At 62.0% G+C, this 16,156-nt stretch carries 9 protein-coding genes; 2 read left to right on the top strand and 7 right to left on the bottom strand.

What is annotated here, in order from left to right:
- Positions 1-57: 57 nt before the first annotated feature.
- On the bottom strand, positions 58-2,742 hold the full coding sequence (gene acnA, locus QB905_RS09005; protein WP_282974536.1) for an aconitate hydratase AcnA: 2,685 nt from the start codon (positions 2,740-2,742) through the stop codon (positions 58-60).
- Between the two features lie 191 nt (positions 2,743-2,933).
- On the opposite strand from acnA, the gene ccmA reads away from it, so the two are divergent.
- Both ccmA and ccmB read left to right on the top strand, forming a co-directional pair.
- Positions 2,934-3,569, top strand: coding sequence for a heme ABC exporter ATP-binding protein CcmA (gene ccmA, locus QB905_RS09000; RefSeq protein ID WP_282974535.1), 636 nt, complete (start codon positions 2,934-2,936; stop codon positions 3,567-3,569).
- Positions 3,570-3,728: 159 nt separating this feature from the next.
- Positions 3,729-4,394, top strand: coding sequence for a heme exporter protein CcmB (ccmB, locus tag QB905_RS08995; protein WP_282974533.1), 666 nt, complete (start codon positions 3,729-3,731; stop codon positions 4,392-4,394).
- A gap of 222 nt (positions 4,395-4,616) precedes the next feature.
- On the opposite strand, the gene QB905_RS08990 is transcribed toward ccmB, so the two are convergent.
- From QB905_RS08990 to QB905_RS08965, 6 genes are all read right to left on the bottom strand, one after another.
- Positions 4,617-5,714 carry an aromatic ring-hydroxylating dioxygenase subunit alpha gene (locus tag QB905_RS08990; RefSeq protein WP_282974531.1) on the bottom strand — a complete coding sequence of 366 codons (1,098 nt, stop codon included), beginning with the start codon at positions 5,712-5,714 and terminating at the stop codon, positions 4,617-4,619.
- Between the two features lie 266 nt (positions 5,715-5,980).
- Positions 5,981-7,087, bottom strand: coding sequence for a histidinol-phosphate transaminase (gene hisC, locus QB905_RS08985; RefSeq protein ID WP_282974529.1), 1,107 nt, complete (start codon positions 7,085-7,087; stop codon positions 5,981-5,983).
- A 478-nt stretch (positions 7,088-7,565) separates the two neighbouring features.
- Positions 7,566-8,375: a chorismate mutase gene (locus QB905_RS08980; protein WP_282974527.1), complete on the bottom strand. Its 810-nt coding sequence runs from the start codon at positions 8,373-8,375 to the stop codon at positions 7,566-7,568.
- Positions 8,376-8,620: 245 nt separating this feature from the next.
- Positions 8,621-9,664 carry a DUF2125 domain-containing protein gene (locus QB905_RS08975; RefSeq protein ID WP_282974525.1) on the bottom strand — a complete coding sequence of 348 codons (1,044 nt, stop codon included), beginning with the start codon at positions 9,662-9,664 and terminating at the stop codon, positions 8,621-8,623.
- A 155-nt stretch (positions 9,665-9,819) separates the two neighbouring features.
- Entirely contained in the window at positions 9,820-12,798 is a 2,979-nt protein-coding gene (locus QB905_RS08970; protein WP_282974523.1) for an ATP-dependent DNA helicase, read from the bottom strand.
- Between the two features lie 52 nt (positions 12,799-12,850).
- The gene (locus QB905_RS08965) at positions 12,851-16,009 is read right to left on the bottom strand and encodes an SEL1-like repeat protein (RefSeq protein WP_461781779.1); all 3,159 of its coding nucleotides are present in this window, start codon (positions 16,007-16,009) and stop codon (positions 12,851-12,853) included.
- Positions 16,010-16,156 lie beyond the last annotated feature (147 nt).

Raw genomic sequence — 16,156 nt, 5'->3', positions numbered from 1 at the left:
GCTGCCATATCCGACAGCGGGCCTTCCTAATCGTTTGGGTTAAGGGGGCTTGCCCCCTTACTGTGCGTCGCGCGCCAGATTACGCAGAACATACGGCATGACGCCGCCATTCCTGTAATATTCCAGCTCGGTCGGCGTATCGATGCGGCAGCGCACCGGGAAGCGGGCCACCTTGCCATCGGAGGCGCGGAACAGTTCGACGATCAGTTCCTGACGCGGCTGGATGTTTTCCAGACCGCGAATGGTGACGATTTCCTCGCCGGTCAGGCCCAGCTTGGCCCAGCCATCCACCTTGAACTGCAAGGGCAGGACGCCCATGCCGACCAGATTGGAACGGTGGATGCGCTCGAACGATTCAGCGATAACGGCGCGCACGCCCAGCAGCTTGGTGCCCTTAGCCGCCCAGTCGCGCGACGAGCCCGTGCCGTATTCCTTACCGGCGAAGATGACCAGATTGCGGCCTTCCGACTGGTAACGCATGGCGGCGTCATAGATCGGCATAACAGCGCCCGACGGGTAGTGCCGGGTCACGCCGCCTTCGATTTCGGGCGTCATCTTGTTACGGATGCGGATATTGGCGAAGGTGCCGCGCATCATCACTTCGTGGTGGCCACGGCGCGCGCCGTAGGAGTTGAACTCCGTCACCGGCACATTATGCGCCGACAGATATTCCCCGGCGGGCGAGGTCTTCTTGATATTGCCGGCGGGCGAGATGTGGTCAGTGGTGATCGAGTCACCGAAGATGCCCAGCACGCGCGCCTCGACCAGATCGGTCACCTTGTCCGGCGTCATGGTCATGCCGTCGAAATAGGGCGGATTGGCCACATAGGTCGATTGGCCGTCCCAGTCATAGGTCTGGCCGCCGGAAACCTTGATCGCCTGCCAGTGTTCGTCGCCCTTGAAGACGTCGGAATAGCGCTTGTCGAACAGGGCGTTGGAGACGAACTGGTCTTGCAGCGCCTTGATCTCGGCCTTGGTCGGCCAGATGTCCTTCAGGAAGACCGGCTGGCCGTCCGAACCGATGCCGAGCGGCTCTTCGCGTAAGTTCAGCTTCGTCGAACCGGCCAGGGCATAGGCCACGACCAGCGGCGGCGAGGCCAGATAGTTGGCGCGCACATCGGGGCTGACGCGGCCTTCGAAGTTGCGGTTGCCGGAAATGACCGCCGAGGCGATCAGTTCATTGGCGTTGATCGCCGCCGAAATGGCGTCGGGCAGGGGGCCGGAATTGCCGATACAGGTGGTGCAGCCATAGCCGACCAGATTGAAGCCGAGCGCATCGAGATCAGGCGTCAGGCCGGAATCGTTGAGATAGTCGGTAACAACCTGCGAGCCGGGAGCCAGCGAGGTTTTCACCCACGGCTTGACCTTCAGGCCACGGGCGTGCGCCTTGCGGGCCAGAAGACCAGCGGCGATCAGCACCGAGGGGTTGGAGGTGTTGGTGCAGGACGTGATGGCGGCGATCACCACATCGCCGTGGCCGATGGTGAAATCCGCGCCTTCGACGGCGACACGCCTGTCTTCTTCGCCCGCCTTGCCGAATTCACCGGCCAGAGCTTGCGCAAATTCCGCCGAGACGCCCGACAGGGACACGCGGTCTTGCGGACGCTTGGGGCCGGCCAGCGAAGGCTCGACCGTGGACAGATCGAGTTCGAGCGTGTCGGTGAAGACCGGCTCATGCTCAGGATCGAGCCACAGGCCTTGCGCCCTGGCATAGGCTTCGACCAGCGCCACGCGCTCAGGGGCGCGGCCCGACTTGTTGAGATAGTCGATGGTGGCCTGACTGACCGGGAAGAAGCCGCAGGTGGCGCCATATTCCGGGGCCATATTGGCGATGGTGGCCTGGTCTTCCAGCGTCATGCGCGTCAGGCCGTCGCCGTAATATTCGACGAACTTGCCGACCACGCCCTTTTTGCGCAACATTTGCGTGATGGTCAGCACCAGATCGGTGGCCGTCACGTCTTCGGGCAGGCTGCCGGTCAGCTTGAAACCGATCACTTCGGGGATCAGCATGGGGATGGGCTGGCCCAGCATGGCGGCTTCGGCTTCGATGCCGCCGACGCCCCAGCCGAGAACCGAGAGGCCGTTGATCATGGTGGTGTGCGAATCGGTGCCGACCACGGTATCCGGATAGGCCACCTCGCCGCCATCTGCGACATTGGTCCACACGGTCTGGGCCAGATATTCGAGGTTCACCTGATGGCAGATGCCGGTGCCGGGAGGCACGACGCGGAAATTATTGAAGGCCGACGAGCCCCAGCGCAGGAAGTTATAGCGCTCGATATTGCGCTCATATTCGCGGTCAACATTCTTGGTCGCCGAATCATTGTGACCGAAATAATCGACCATAACCGAGTGGTCGATGACCAGATCGACCGGGTTAAGCGGATTGATCTTGGCCGGATCGGCGCCCAGCTTGACCATAGCGTCGCGCATGGCGGCCAGATCGACCACGGCGGGCACGCCGGTGAAATCCTGCATCAGCACGCGCGCCGGGCGGAACGAGATCTCATGCTCGACCGAACCCTTATTGGTGGCCCAGGCAGCGATGGCGGCGATGTCGGGCTTCGACACCGAAACGCCGTCTTCGTTGCGCAGCAGGTTTTCCAGCAGCACCTTCAGCGAGGCGGGCAGGTGCGAGACGCCCGACAGGCCATTGGCCTCGGCGGCTTTCAGATCGTAATAGGTGTAGGTCTTGTCGCCAACCTGAAGGCTGGCTTTCGATTTAAAGCTGTCCACGGACATGTAGGCACGATCCTTTTGTTCATCCTGCTGGCTGGCCCCGATGGCGAACCGTAATGTTCCGGGTGCGCGCGTTGGATGAAGGACGCACAGGGTCGCTTCATTGCGCTGCGATAACCCGGATGCAGGCATATGCCTTCTAAACTTCTTCTGGTAATTCGTCTATGAAGGCGTGAGCTTGAAAAGGGTTTTTTATGGGGCTTGGCCTGCACATCGAGGGATTATGCCTGAAAAAGGGCTATAACCTGCTGATCGACCATCTGAATTTCGATCTGGCATCGGGCGGCGCGATCAGCCTGACCGGCGAAAACGGCGTCGGCAAGACCACGCTTTTGCGCTGTCTGGCCGGGTTTTCCGCCCCCGATGGCGGGCGTATTCGTTTTGTGCAGGACGAAAAGACGCTCGATACCGAGACGGCGCAGACGAAGCTCGTCCATTATCTCGGCCATCAGGACAGTTTATCGCCTGCCCGCACCGTGGCGCAGGAACTGGCCTTTCAGGCACAGTGGCTGGGCGGTGATCTGGCCGGGCTGGAGGCGCTCAGTCTTGGCCCCTTGATGGATCTCGAAACGCGCTATTTATCAGCCGGGCAAAAGCGACGCCTGAGCTGCGCGCGGCTGTTGATGGCCAAGCGCCCGCTCTGGCTGCTCGATGAGCCGATGGCCCCGCTCGATGCCGCCCATCGCGCCCTGCTGGCCGGTCTGATGCAGGAGCATCTGCGTGAAGGCGGATTGCTGATCGCGGCGGTGCATGACGCCCTGCCGTTTGCGACGCGCAACCTGCATCTGACGCGGCCGACGGCAAAAGAATACGAGGCCGCGCGTGTTTAGTGGAACCTGTACCTGTTCCTCCCCTGCAAAGCGGGGGAGGTGGCGAGCCAGCGCAGCGCGTCGAGACGGAGGGGGCCTCCCGGCTGCGGTCGTGCCCCCTCCGTCGCGGACTTCGCCGCGCCACCTCCCCCGTACGCTGCGCTGCAGGGGAGGAAACCTATGATCCGTGCGGCCCTGGCCCTGTTGCGCCGTGATCTCGGCCTGTCGCTGACGCGCGGCGGCGGCCCCTTGCTGGCGGTCGGTTTTTACCTGACCCTGATGGCGATGATCCCTCTGAGCCTCGGCCCCGATCAGGCCGTGCTGACGCGCATTGCGGCGGGCCTGACCTGGTTGTGTCTGGCCCTGGCCAGCCTGTTGTCGCTGGAACGTCTGTTTGAGCGCGATTACGAGGACGGCGTGTTCGATCTGCTGCGGCTGGGGCCGTTGCCGCTCGAACTGATCGCGCTTCTGAAGGTGATCAGCCAGTGGCTGGGCACGGGCCTGATCCTGTCGGTCATGACGCCTGCGGTGATGATCATACTGGGTGCCGCCCCGGCTCTGGCCGTAGGTGGGCTGGTGGCGGCTATGCTGGGCAGTTTGAGCTTTGCCCTGATCGGCGGCATCGGCGCGTCACTGGCCCTGGGCGCGCGCAAGGGCGGCGTGCTGATGGCGCTGCTGGTGCTGCCGCTCTATGCGCCGCCGGTCATTTTCGGCGCGGGCCTGATGCAGGCCATGCCCGGCCATTCGGCCACGCAGGCTCTGGCTTTTTTAGCGGCCTATGCTTTGTTTGCGCTGGCTATAGCGCCGGTGGCGATGGGCGCGGCGCTGCGCAGCGCCCTTAGCTAGAGCGGTCTGCATTCTGATTGAATCGGTCAAAGGCATGCAACCCGCTCTACATTTTACGTTTTTCCGCATCTCGCATTCAATTTGTAAGTCAAATTAAACGCTCGTTGCTCTAGAGCGGTTTGCATTCTGATTGAATCGGTCAAAGGAATGCAACCCACTCTATATTTTACGTTTTTCCGCATCTCGCATTCAATTTGTAAGTCAAATTAAACGCTCGTTGCTCTAGCTCGTCCATTTGAGGATGGCGGGCTTCACCGGATTGACGAAGGCGCGTTTTTCGGCGCGCGAGGCCAGCCATTCTTTCTTGAGCTGCTGATACCATTTGGCCTGGGTGTCGGCGTCGTCGATCCACAGAAGCGTGGGGTCGTATTTCAGTCCCTCGTTTTGCAGATTGACCATGTCGCCGTCCTGTTTGAGGAAGGCCTTGGCCCCAAAGCGGAAAATCGGCGCGATGAAGCGGAAAAGCCCGTGATCCGACCAAAAGATCTGGGTGATGCGGGTGTGGCTGTCATCAATCGGCGTCAGGCAGGTCAGGCCCAGCACCTGTTTTTTGCCGATCTCGATATGCTCATAACGGATACCGGGCAGGCGGAAGGTGATTTCAGTGGCCGGTGCGCCGCCTAAAATCTTATAGGCGCGGCTGTTCGACGACGGCCGGTGGCGCACCATCGCAAACCCGTAGTCGCGCGGCTCAAAAGCCTTTGATTTTTCAAGCTGCTGCTTCGATGAACGCCACCACCATTGCTGATGCACATAGGGGCCGTGCGCCGGATCCATCAGCCCCACCACGGCATGATCGATATGGCTGTCGAAATCCATCGTCTCAACGATCAAAGGCGCGCCGCCCACCACGCCCGGCAGCATGGGCGGTTCATGATCGGGTTCGGGAGCCTTGCGCCCGTCTTCGGCGATCCAGATCCAGACAATGCCCTGCTGTTCGCGCAAGGTATAGCTGCGCACGCGGATTTTGCCGACATCCATCGGCTGATCCGAGGTCAGAGACGGCACGGAGGTGCAGGTGCCCTGGGTATCGAACGTCCAGCCATGATAGCAGCACTGCACCACGCAGCCCCCACCCCGGCCATCGCGTATCATTTCACCGGCAGAAAGCGGTGCGGCGCGATGCGGGCAGATGTCGCGCATCGCGTAAGGCTGGCCATCCAGATCGCGCGCCAGCAAAACCGGTTCACCAAGGATGACATAGCGTTGCAGCTTGCCGGGCTTGAGATCGCCCGAAAGCGCGGCGAACCACCAGCCATCGCGCAGCAGGCCCTGACCGAAGGCGATACGCGGTGCGGAAAGTGCGGTTTGATCGGGCATATAGGGACTCAAGGATTGACGGATCAGATCGGCAATATAGAGGGCTTGCAGCGAAACGCCAAACCCCGCCGCCGCGGTTTATGCGCGCGCCTTAGCGCTTTAAAAAATTGGAACCACGGAAAACACAGAAAGCACGGAAATTCATGTCGGAATATCCCCATGAAGTGGCTCCACGCTTCGATCCTCTATGCAAAAGATGCCGTCGCTTCGCGTTAAAAAATATCCGTGCTTTCCGTGGTGAATAATGTCTAAGCTACCCAACAGACCTAATCACGCACCTTGGTAAATTCGGCCAGCGCATCAAGGAAGGCGCGGTTCTCATCATCCTTGCCAACAGTGACGCGCAAAGCGCGCGGCAGGCCGTAATTAGCGACATGACGCACGATCAGGCCTGAGCGCATCAGGTGTTCGTTGGCGCGCACGGCTTCGGCCTCGTCGCGGAAATGGATCAGCACGAAATTGCCGGCAGAGGCGCGCACATCCAGCCCTAAGGCGCGGATTTCCTGAATCAGGCGCGGCCGCCAGTTCAGCACCTGCTGGCGCGAGGCGGCGATATGGTCGGCATCCTGCAAAGCGGCGGCGGCGGCATATTGCGCCGGTAAATTGACATTGAACGGCAGGCGGATGCGATCAATCGCCTCGATCACCGGCTTTGGACAATAGCCAAACCCGACGCGCAGACCCGCCAGACCGTGAATTTTTGAGAAGGTGCGTGTGACGATGATATTGTCGGCGTCACGCGCCATCTCGAAGGCCGAGGCCCAGTCCGGTGCGTCGGCAAATTCGGCATAGGCCTCGTCGATCACCAGCAGGATCTGTGGATCGAGCCGGGCGCGCAGATCGGCCAGTTCGTCGGGCGTGTTCCAGGTGCCGGTCGGGTTGGCCGGATTGGAAATATAGACGATCTTGGTGCGCGCATCGACCAGGGCCAGCAGGCCATCGATCTCGATGCGCTCATCGGGTTCCGCCGCCAGCTTCACCTCGGCCTGACAGGCCAGAGCCGAGATGCGATAGGCCAGAAAGCCGTGTTCGCCGGTGACGATATTATCGCCCGCTTCGAGCCATGTCTGGTTGAGCACGGCGAAGACCTCATCCGAGCCATTGCCGAACAAGAGCCGGTCGGCCTCTAGCTGATGATAGGCCGCCACGGCTTCGCGCAACGGCCCGGCATGGCCATCGGGATAGCGGAACAGTTTCGCACTGGCCGCTGCATAGGCGGCGGTGGCCAGCGCCGAACAGCCCAGCGCATTTTCATTGGAAGACAGCTTGATCGGATCAGTAACGCCCTCGATCTTCGACTTACCGCCGACATAGGGGGCAATGTCGAGTATGCCCTTTTTGGGCGCGGGTCTGTCGGTTACGGAGTTCGTCATGGTTCTGCATCACACAAATAGAAACAAGGGCGTTTAACCACGAAAGCCACGAAAAGACACGAAATATATGCAAGGTTTAGCCACGGATAGACACGGATAATGGCCTTTGGCCGTCAACACGGATTTCAGGATGGCGTCATGAGAGGATCGAGATGCGCGTAAAAACTGTGGCTCGGGCGGATCAATATTTGGGGGTCTAGCGGCCAAATGATTCTTAAGAACGCTAAATGTCGATCCGCCCTAGAGCGTCATGCCAAAAAGTGGATGCCACTTTTTGGAAAAACATGATGCGTAAGCAAAGACTTAGAGCGAAATGACGAGTCTATCTAAAGTCATCTTGCTCTAGAGTCTATCAATATTCAAACGTTTATGAAGACTGGAAACACTGATCGAGCCAGCATACTCTGAAATCCGTGACGCCGCGTCAGCGGCGATCCGTGTTGTCCGTGGTCAAATCTGTCTCTCTTCGTGCCACAGCCTAAATCCGCGCCGCCGCGCCGATCACGCCCGACAGGCTGCCGGGGCTGGAGGCCGGGAAGCGCGGATCATTTTCCTGCACAAAGCCGTGAATCGAAAACAGTTTCAGCCCCTGCGCGCTGCACAGCCCATCCGCCGCCAGCCCGTTGGCGGCCAGCCGTTCAATGATCCGGCTGTCAGGTTCAGGCGAATCCGATACCCAGAACGTCGTGTCGTCGCCGGTCGGTTCGGGCGCAATAGCAGCCAGGGCCACGCCGCGCGGCTGGCCGGGACTCAGTTCCGGCAGGGCGGCAATGATGCGCACGCGCGGTTCGGCCAGCAGACGCGCCCACCAGGCCCCGCCGCGCGGATCGAGCGACAGCACCGAAATGTGACGCGGATCGCGCGCCGCCGTAATCGCCGCCTGCGCCGTCTCGACATAGCCGAAGCTGGGCGCAAACCCGAAACGTTCGCGCGCCCAGACCAGCGCTTCGCGCGCCGGTTCCTGACTGGACAGGTTGAGATGCAGGCCGCCATGCGCCTGATCGCCCACCGCAATCAGCCCTTGCAGGCGCAGGTTTTCCGAGATCAGCTCACGCCATATCCGCACCACCACCCCATCGGAGGCCGCCTGACGTGGCATGGCCAGCAGCTTGCGGATCAACATGGCCTCGCGGTCGGGGCGCAGTTGCGAGGTCTGGCTGTCGGGCGTTTCCTCACGCGCCTTAGCCTCGCCAATCGCCGCGCCCAGCGCCGCCCGTGCATCCACCAGTCGCAAAAGCTCGGCATCGAGCGCATCAATTTGGGTGCGGAGATCGGCCAGACTGGTCAAGGAAGCATACTCATTTTTTGTGGCGTTTGGGTAAGTCTAGTGTCCTGAATCTGAAATTCGCATGATTTTTTATATCGGTCTCAGGCGAATTTCAGATTCAATAGGACACTAAAAACCTATTGAATCTAGTATCGTTTTCGAATTTTAAGTTCGCTCTGCGTCCTGTATCAAAATAAAGCGAACTTCAAATTCACGATACTAGGCCGCGCGGGCCTTGCGAACAAGTCAGGATTTGCAGTGAAAAATCACGGAAAAACCGGTGCATCCGAAACCCTGAGCAGGCCGATATAGGCCCCGCCATCGCGGAAATCTATGCCGAACTTCTGCGTGCTTTGCGTCGCCAGCGTCATATCGAGCAAAGGCTTGGCTAAAGTCATATTCTCAGGCGAAATAATGCGCAAAGCCCCCAGCACCTCCATCGGTTTAAAGGTGCCCGACATTTCGATATCGACATGGCCGCTGACATGACCATCGGCTTGCAGGCTCAGACCATCGGCATGGCTGAACAGGCTCAAATCCCCGGCCTGCACCTGTGATTTCAGGCCGCTGATCTGGCCGCCCGCAGCGCTCCACGCCTTCAGGCTGTCATCAAAGGTGCGCCCCTTGAAGCCGGATAGTTTCTCGACCGTGGCTTCGAGTTGCAGGCTCAACGGCTTATCGCCGCTCAAACCACCCACCAGACTTTGCGGCACGCCTTTGGCGCCGGTGACGCGCACCAGCATGTCGGCGGCATCGCTGATCGTGGCATCGGGACGCAGATAGGCCTCAAAATTATCGGCGGTCGCAAAGGCGAAGGGATGGCCGGGATCGGACGGCACCAGCTTCAGCCCCAGGCCTTGCAGGGCCACATGATAGATCGGCTGGCCGATATGCGACACGCTGGCGCGCAAAACCGAACCGCTGACCGTAAGGCTGCCGAGATCGACGCCGCCGGGATGACCGCGATAGATCGTCAGGCCCGAAGACGCCACCATCACCCATTTGTCGAGCGCCCAGGCATCGGCCTGCGCCTCCAGCGACGGGGCGGCAAAGCCACGACCGGATGGCGCAATCACCTGCAAATTTTTGAAATCGGCGGCCATGCGGTACGGAAAGCCGCGAATGCGAAACGGCGCGTAACTGACCTTGTAGCCGGCATGGATCAGGCCGTCACGCTGCTTTGCGAACTCGGCCTCCAGCCTGTGGGCGGTCGAAAACCAGTAGGCACTCCAGCCGGAAAACAGCAGAACGACCAGAATAAAGGGCGCGAAAATGCCGATGCGATGATGCTTCTTTTTGGTTTCGGACAAACCACGCTCCTTCTTCCAAGTTGCAATGAACTCATTGCAACTTGGCAAGGGCGACTGCCCGCCGTCGCGTATGCGACGAGCCATGCGGCGTTTGAGCTGCAAAAATGCGAATACCAACTTGCACCGCTGTAGGTTTTAGTCTGAGCAAGTTGGTATTACACATCGTTCTTAACCATTTCATCGGGATAAAGAAAGCGCGCGATGGAGGGCAGGGCCTCGGCCAGGGTGCAGCGCTGCAACACCACCCCTTCGGGCAGGCCGGAAAACAGCCGGGTGGGGGCGGCGGAATCGAGCATCACGAAGACGCCGCGATCATCAGCCTTGCGGATCAACCGACCGAAAGCCTGAGCCAGACGGGCGCGCGTCAGGGCATCGTCATAGACGCGATTGCCGAAATGCTGCCGCCGCGCCCGGTGCAGACAATCGGGTCGCGGCCACGGCACCCGGTCAAACGCGATCAGGCGCAGCGCGCTGCCCGGCACATCGATACCATCGCGCACCGCATCCGTACCAAGCAGGCACGAATGATGTTCGGCGCGAAACACACTGACCAGATCGGAGACATCGAGCGGATCGACATGCTGGGCGTAAAGCGATAATCCGGCTTCGCTCAAAGGCCGCGCGATCTGATCATGCACGGCGCGCAGGCGGCGAATGGCGGTGAACAGGCCAAGGCTGCCGCCGCGCGCCGCCTTAAACAGGGCCAGCATGGCGGCCCCGACCGAACGGGCGTCTTCGCGTGACACATCGGTGATCACGAACAGACGCGCCTGCGCCGCATAATCGAACGGCGAGGCGATGCGCACCGTCTTGGCGCCCATAACGAGATGATTGGCGCCTGAGCGCTGGCGGGCCAGTGAAAAGGCGTCGGCGTCGTTGCTTTCGCCCATATCTTTCGTATAGCCGTCACTCAACGTGGCCGAGGCCATCAGCACGCCGTGGGCGGGCTTGAGCACAAACTCAGCCAGCGGCAAAGACGGATCGACATAGTGACGATTGAGCGCCACATCGACGATGCGACCGCGCAGCAGTTCGGTCGAAAACCAGTCGATGGTCAGGGCTGCCTGCGGCGTATCCTCCGGCGAACTGGCCGGTTCGGCCTCCTCGGCCAGCCCCTGCAACAGGCCGCGCCACGCCGGTAACAAAAGCCGCGCCCGCCGCTCCAGACCGCGCAAGGCGCCTTCGATACGGATGCGGTCGGCAGGCTCCAGCTCGTCCTGAGCGTTGGTCAAACGGTCTTCGAGCGCCCGCACCAGAGCCAGCAGCGGCGCTTCGATGCCGGAAAGAGCGCGCGCCGCGATCTTGGCCGCCAGCGCCACGCCATCCAGGCAGGGATGGGCTTCGCATTCGCCGCCCTGATCGTTGTCGGGTGAAAAACGGGCGCGCACAGTGCCCTCGCCTTTGCGGATTTCGATCTGGGTCAGGGCCTCCATCAGCAAGGTCTCGATCGGGCCTACCGGATCGAGCCCGCCGCCATTTTGCGTACGCACGCCCAGCCGCTGCGAAAAGCCGTCGGCGGGTAAAACAGCGGCGGCGCGGATCAGCTCGCGCATGGCGTTCTTGGCCGTATCGTCCTGGGCGATCAGGTCGCCAAGCCGCGCCTCCAGCCCGCGTCCGCGCCGCGAACGGCCTTCATTGCCCCTGATCCAGCGGCGCAGCTCAAAGGCTTCCAGCCCGGACAGTCGCGTGGCGAAGGCCGAGTCGGCAGCCTCAAACACATGGTGGCCTTCGTCGAAAATCAGCCGCGACAAGGCGGTGGCGGGCATATCGTCCGCCGCTTCGCCATCGGGCGTGCCTTTGTCGGCCTTGAGCGCGTCTCTGGCGCGGTCGCGCAGCTCATAGGCGGCCTGCGCCATCACCAGCGCATGATTGGCCACCACCAGGGTGGCCGACTTGGCCTTGCGCACCGATTTTTCGATAAAGCAGACGCGGTAATGCGGGCAGGCGGCATAGGTGCATTCACCGCGCCGATCGACCAGACTTTGCGGGGCGAGGGTTTGAAACACATGGGCGGGCGTGGTCGGCGGCAGGAGCGAGGGCAGCCAGGTCGGGAAGTCGCCGCTCAGAATATCGCCGTCGCGCGTATAGAGCACCCAGCGCGCCATCAGCACGGCCATGATGATTTCCGGCGCGCTGTGGGCGCTGGCCAGTCGTTCCTGAAAATTGAGCAAACACAGATAGTTTTCGCGGCCCTTGCGCACCACCACCGAACGGGCGCGTTCCTCCGCCGTATCGAACAGGGCGCGCGTATCGTGATAGATCTGTTTTTGCAGCGCCTTGGTATAGGTCGAAACCCACACCTGACCTTGCGCCTTCTGCGCCCACAAATGGGCCGGGGCCAGATAGCCGAGCGTCTTGCCCGTGCCGGTGCCCGCCTCGGCCAGCAGCAGATTGGGCTGGTCGGTCATCCATTTCGGCGTGAAAATATCACGCGCCCGCAAGGCAAATGCGAGCTGTTCGGGGCGGCGCTCGGTCAGGCCCGCCCTTTGCAGGTCGCGGTTGAGCGCGGTGGTGACCTCGTCTTCGCCCAAGGCCACGGCGCGCGCTGCCCCTTCCGGCGGCTGGTCTTCCCATTCTTCCAGCAGGCTCCAGACATCGAGCGCCGGCGGGGCCACGTAATCGGCGGGCATGGTGGTGGTGGCCAGTGCATCGAGCAGCAGAGGCGCCCACGCCCAGCCCTGCTTTTCGAGCAGGCGCACGCCCGATTGCGCCACCAGCCGAAACGCCAGAGGCGCGGCCTTCAGATGCGCGACGAGGCTGTCGATCACCTCAAACAGGGCGCGCGCCTGAGCTTCAGGCGTTTCCGGTTCCGCGAAACCGCAGGCCAGGGCCAGCCCGGCGGCGGACGGAGCGCAAAACTGCGCCGGACGCACAAAGGCGAACAGCTCCAGCACGTCAAAGGCCTGTGCCTCGCGGTGCGGGCGGTTGCCGAACAGGCGGGTGCGGATCAGGGCGGCATTGGCGACGATCAGGGACTGGCGTCCCCACAATTCGCGCAGCTCATTGGCTGTCAGGTCGCGGCCTGTGCGACTGTCACCGACATGGCTATGCACAGGCGACCAGCCCAGCGCCTCAGCAGGCACAAGGCGTCGCCAGCCGGAAGCCGCGGATGAAAGGGAAGACGGATCACTCACGAAAAAACCTTAGCGCACCAGACCGCGCGCTCAAATCACATTCTGTGATAACTCAGCTTTCCGAGGCGGGCATGGGCGGCTGGCCATCGCTGACCGGGGTGAAGCGCGTCACGGCGTCTTCGGCGCGCTGGCGTTGTTCGGCGGTCAGTTGCGAAGCCAGATCATCGGCCTCCTGAGCCGAAACCTTGTCACCGCTGTTACCGGCGATACGCAGCCACTTATAGGCTTCGCTGGGGTTGAGCGGTACACCATCGCCGCGCTCATACAGCACGCCGAGATTATACTGGCTGTCCTTGACGCCGCGTTCCGCCGCCTTGCGGAACCACATGGCCGCCAGCGAATGGTCCTGCGAACCGCCTTCGCCCTGATAATACATCGAGCCGAGATTATACATGGCGGCAGCAATGCCGCCCTCGGCGGCGCGCTGCGTCCACAGCCGCGCCTCGGTCTTGTCGGCGGGCACGAGATGGCCCTGACCATTATAGATGAGCGACAGATGATATTGCGCCGGGGCATAACCCTGATTGGCCACCGCTTTCAGCGTCTCCACCGCGCCGGGCGCGCGCGCGTCGAGCGCCTGCAAGGCTACGTCGTAGCGCGTTTTGAGATTTTGCTGGTTTTGCGCATCGGCGGCAGCGTCACTGGTGACATCGACGGCGGCGGCGGCCAGAGAAGCGCCGGCCTTCGGCTTGTCGGGCGAGGTGTTCTTGACAGCCAGATAACCGGTGGTGCCCGCCACGACCAGAGCACCGGCCAGAGACGAGGCCTTCAGCGCGTTCATCAGGGTGTTGCCGCCCTTTTCGCCCTTCTTGTCCTTGGCGGCGGGCGCGGCCTGACGGCGCGACATGCCCGATTTCAGGCTGCCGAGCAGATTGCGTTCATCATGGCCTTCGATGCTGGCGCGCACCGCCGCACGGGCGGCGGCCAGTGCATCGCGCGTCGTCATCGACACCGGGGCCTCGCCGTTTTCGCGGCCATCCGCATCGGCGTCCGCATCGGGCAGCGACAGATCGGCCTCGGCCTGCATATATTCGGCAAAGACAGGCTCGTGTCTGGCATCCTGGCGCGTATTTTGCGGCGCGGTCTTGTGCGACGTATCGATGTCGGCAAAGGGATCGCTGTCGTCATCCTCGTCTGGTATCAAAGATTGTGGCGCAGGCGTAGCGATTGGCTGGGACACAGCGGGGGATGCGGGCTGAGGCGCGACCAGATCGGCTTCGAGATCCTCTTCCTCGAACGGATCGAATTCCGGCTTGAAATCGGTCACCCTGTCGAGCAGGTGGCCGGTCAGGTCGATACTATCCTCTTCTGCCGCCAAAGATTGAGCTTCGGGCATCGTGGCCTTAACCGGCGCAGATGTTTCAATGGCGGGTTCAGCTTCGGCCTGGGTGAAAGGCCGCTTGGCGGTGAAAGAGGCGGGCGCGGCGAAGGCATGGCCGCCAAACGGGCTGGGCAAGCCGTCATCATCGCCCGAAGACGGCGTCTGGCGCGTGGCCGCTTCCGACAGCAGGTTTTCGGTCTGGACACGGGCCAGTTTTTCATCGATGCGGGCGCGCGTGTCTTCCAGCAGCTTGGCTGTGCGCGCCTCGCTCTGGCGGATGCGTTCGGCCAGGTCTTCGCGCATATGATCGCGCTGCTGCGCCACCTGCTCGCCCACGCTGCCCAGCACTTCGGTGGTGCGGCGCTCGCTTTCGCTGAGCTTGGCATTGAGCCGTTCGGAAATACGGGCGATTTCACCGCCGAGACGCTCTAAGGCCTGCGCCTGCGACTGATCGGTGCGGGCAAAACGGCTATCGAGCGTTTCGGCCATGTGCTGCATTTCGCGGCCAAAGCGCGACAAGCCGTCCTGACTGGCCTTCTCGACGCTGCCCATGCGGCGATTGAGGTGGTCGGCGATGCGCAGCACGTCCTGCCCCATCGTCTCGATAGCGGCAGCGGAACGTTTTTCCGAGGTGCCGATACGGGCATCGACGGCGCTCAAAGCCTCTTCCAGCGTCTGCTGGCGGCCGATTTCAATCGCTTGACGCCATTCCTGACGCGATTCGGTGACGCGGCGCGACAGGTCGGCGGCCAGACCGGTCAGGGAGCGCACGGCCTCCGGATCGGTGACATCGCCGCGCTCCTCGGCGCGATTGAGGCGGCCCTCAAGTAACTGGAAGGCCTGTTCGAGATTGCGAATGGCGCCCGATGTCTGGGCTTCGGCGGCCTCAAGACGCTGGGCCAGTTGCGCCACCACCTTATCGATCAGACCTTGCGCGGCGGCTTCGGGATCGCGCATTTCCATCTGGCCGAGGCGATGTGACAGGCCGACCATATCCTCACGTACGCCGCTCAGCGTATCGCGGGCCCGCGCCTCACCCTCATAAAGCTGGTTGGCCAGCTTGCCGAGGGCATTTTCCACCGCCTGAACGGTTTCGGCCACGGGTGCATTTTTGGCCTGTGTTTCCAGCCGCGCCACGCGCTCGCGCTCTTCGCGCACATGGCCGGACAGGCCTTCCAGCCGTTCGGCCTGGGCATCGATCAGGCGCTCGGCCTGTTGCAGGCGCTCGGCGAACAGGCCCGTATCGGCCTCGGCGCGGCTCAGGCGCTCAAACGCCGCCTGCGACTGCTCCTCGATCCGCTCGTGCAGTTCGTCGCGCGTCTCAGCATGGGCGGCTTCGCTGCGTTCCAGGCGTCCCAGCAGGGCTTCGACCGCCGACGACACGCTGCGCACCGCGCCGGCCGAACGCGATTCAGAATTTTCCAGCCGTTCGCCAAGCGTTTCAAGCACGCGCGCCACGCGGCCCAGATCGCCGCCGGAATCATCGTTACCAGAATGAGCGCGGCCAGAATGAGCGCGTTCGGACTGATCATCGAAGATCGAGCGACGGCGCAAATCCCTGGAGGTCAGGGGCGAGGTTTTCGCGGCATAGGGGGCAGCATAGGGTTTGGCACCCGTCGAATAGGGGGCGGGGCGGCCAGAAGACGCCTGACGGCGCGGCGGCGCGTAAGGCTCGATCTCGTCATCCTCGTCATAGTCGGCCCCGTATCCGGTTTCGGGCACGCGACGGCCGCGCGCGCTGTCGATCAGGGCACCGACATCACGGCCTTCGAGAATCATCTGGTTCAGCCATTCGCCGAGCGTCATGCCCGAGCGGCGTGCCAAGTCCTTTGCGACTTCACGCGCCTTGGCATCAATGCCCTTTACACTCCAAGGTGTGCCCGCGCTCATGCGATTCCCCTACCAACGTTTGGGCGAGCCTAGACCGCATTATCTTGGGTGTAAACACCTCGTTAACCACTATATATGGTCAAATCTTAATCTTCTGTGGAAATGTGAGCGTCGTCATTCATCCGTGAAACATACGGACTCACGCCG

Source organism: Asticcacaulis sp. EMRT-3, assembly GCF_030027245.1.
Taxonomy (GTDB): domain Bacteria; phylum Pseudomonadota; class Alphaproteobacteria; order Caulobacterales; family Caulobacteraceae; genus Asticcacaulis.
The sequence above is the reverse complement of the archived record's forward strand: the minus strand, read 5'-3'. Positions and strand labels throughout refer to the sequence as shown.

Bases quoted from the DNA above. Each gene is read 5' to 3' on its own strand.
- hisC (WP_282974529.1), bottom strand. From the start codon at position 7,087: ATGACGAACTCCGTAACCGACAGACCCGCGCCCAAAAAGGGCATACTC.
- acnA (WP_282974536.1), bottom strand. From the start codon at position 2,742: ATGTCCGTGGACAGCTTTAAATCGAAAGCCAGCCTTCAGGTTGGCGAC.
- QB905_RS08965 (WP_461781779.1), bottom strand. From the start codon at position 16,009: ATGAGCGCGGGCACACCTTGGAGTGTAAAGGGCATTGATGCCAAGGCG.
- QB905_RS08990 (WP_282974531.1), bottom strand. From the start codon at position 5,714: ATGCCCGATCAAACCGCACTTTCCGCACCGCGTATCGCCTTCGGTCAG.
- ccmA (WP_282974535.1), top strand. From the start codon at position 2,934: ATGGGGCTTGGCCTGCACATCGAGGGATTATGCCTGAAAAAGGGCTAT.
- ccmB (WP_282974533.1), top strand. From the start codon at position 3,729: ATGATCCGTGCGGCCCTGGCCCTGTTGCGCCGTGATCTCGGCCTGTCG.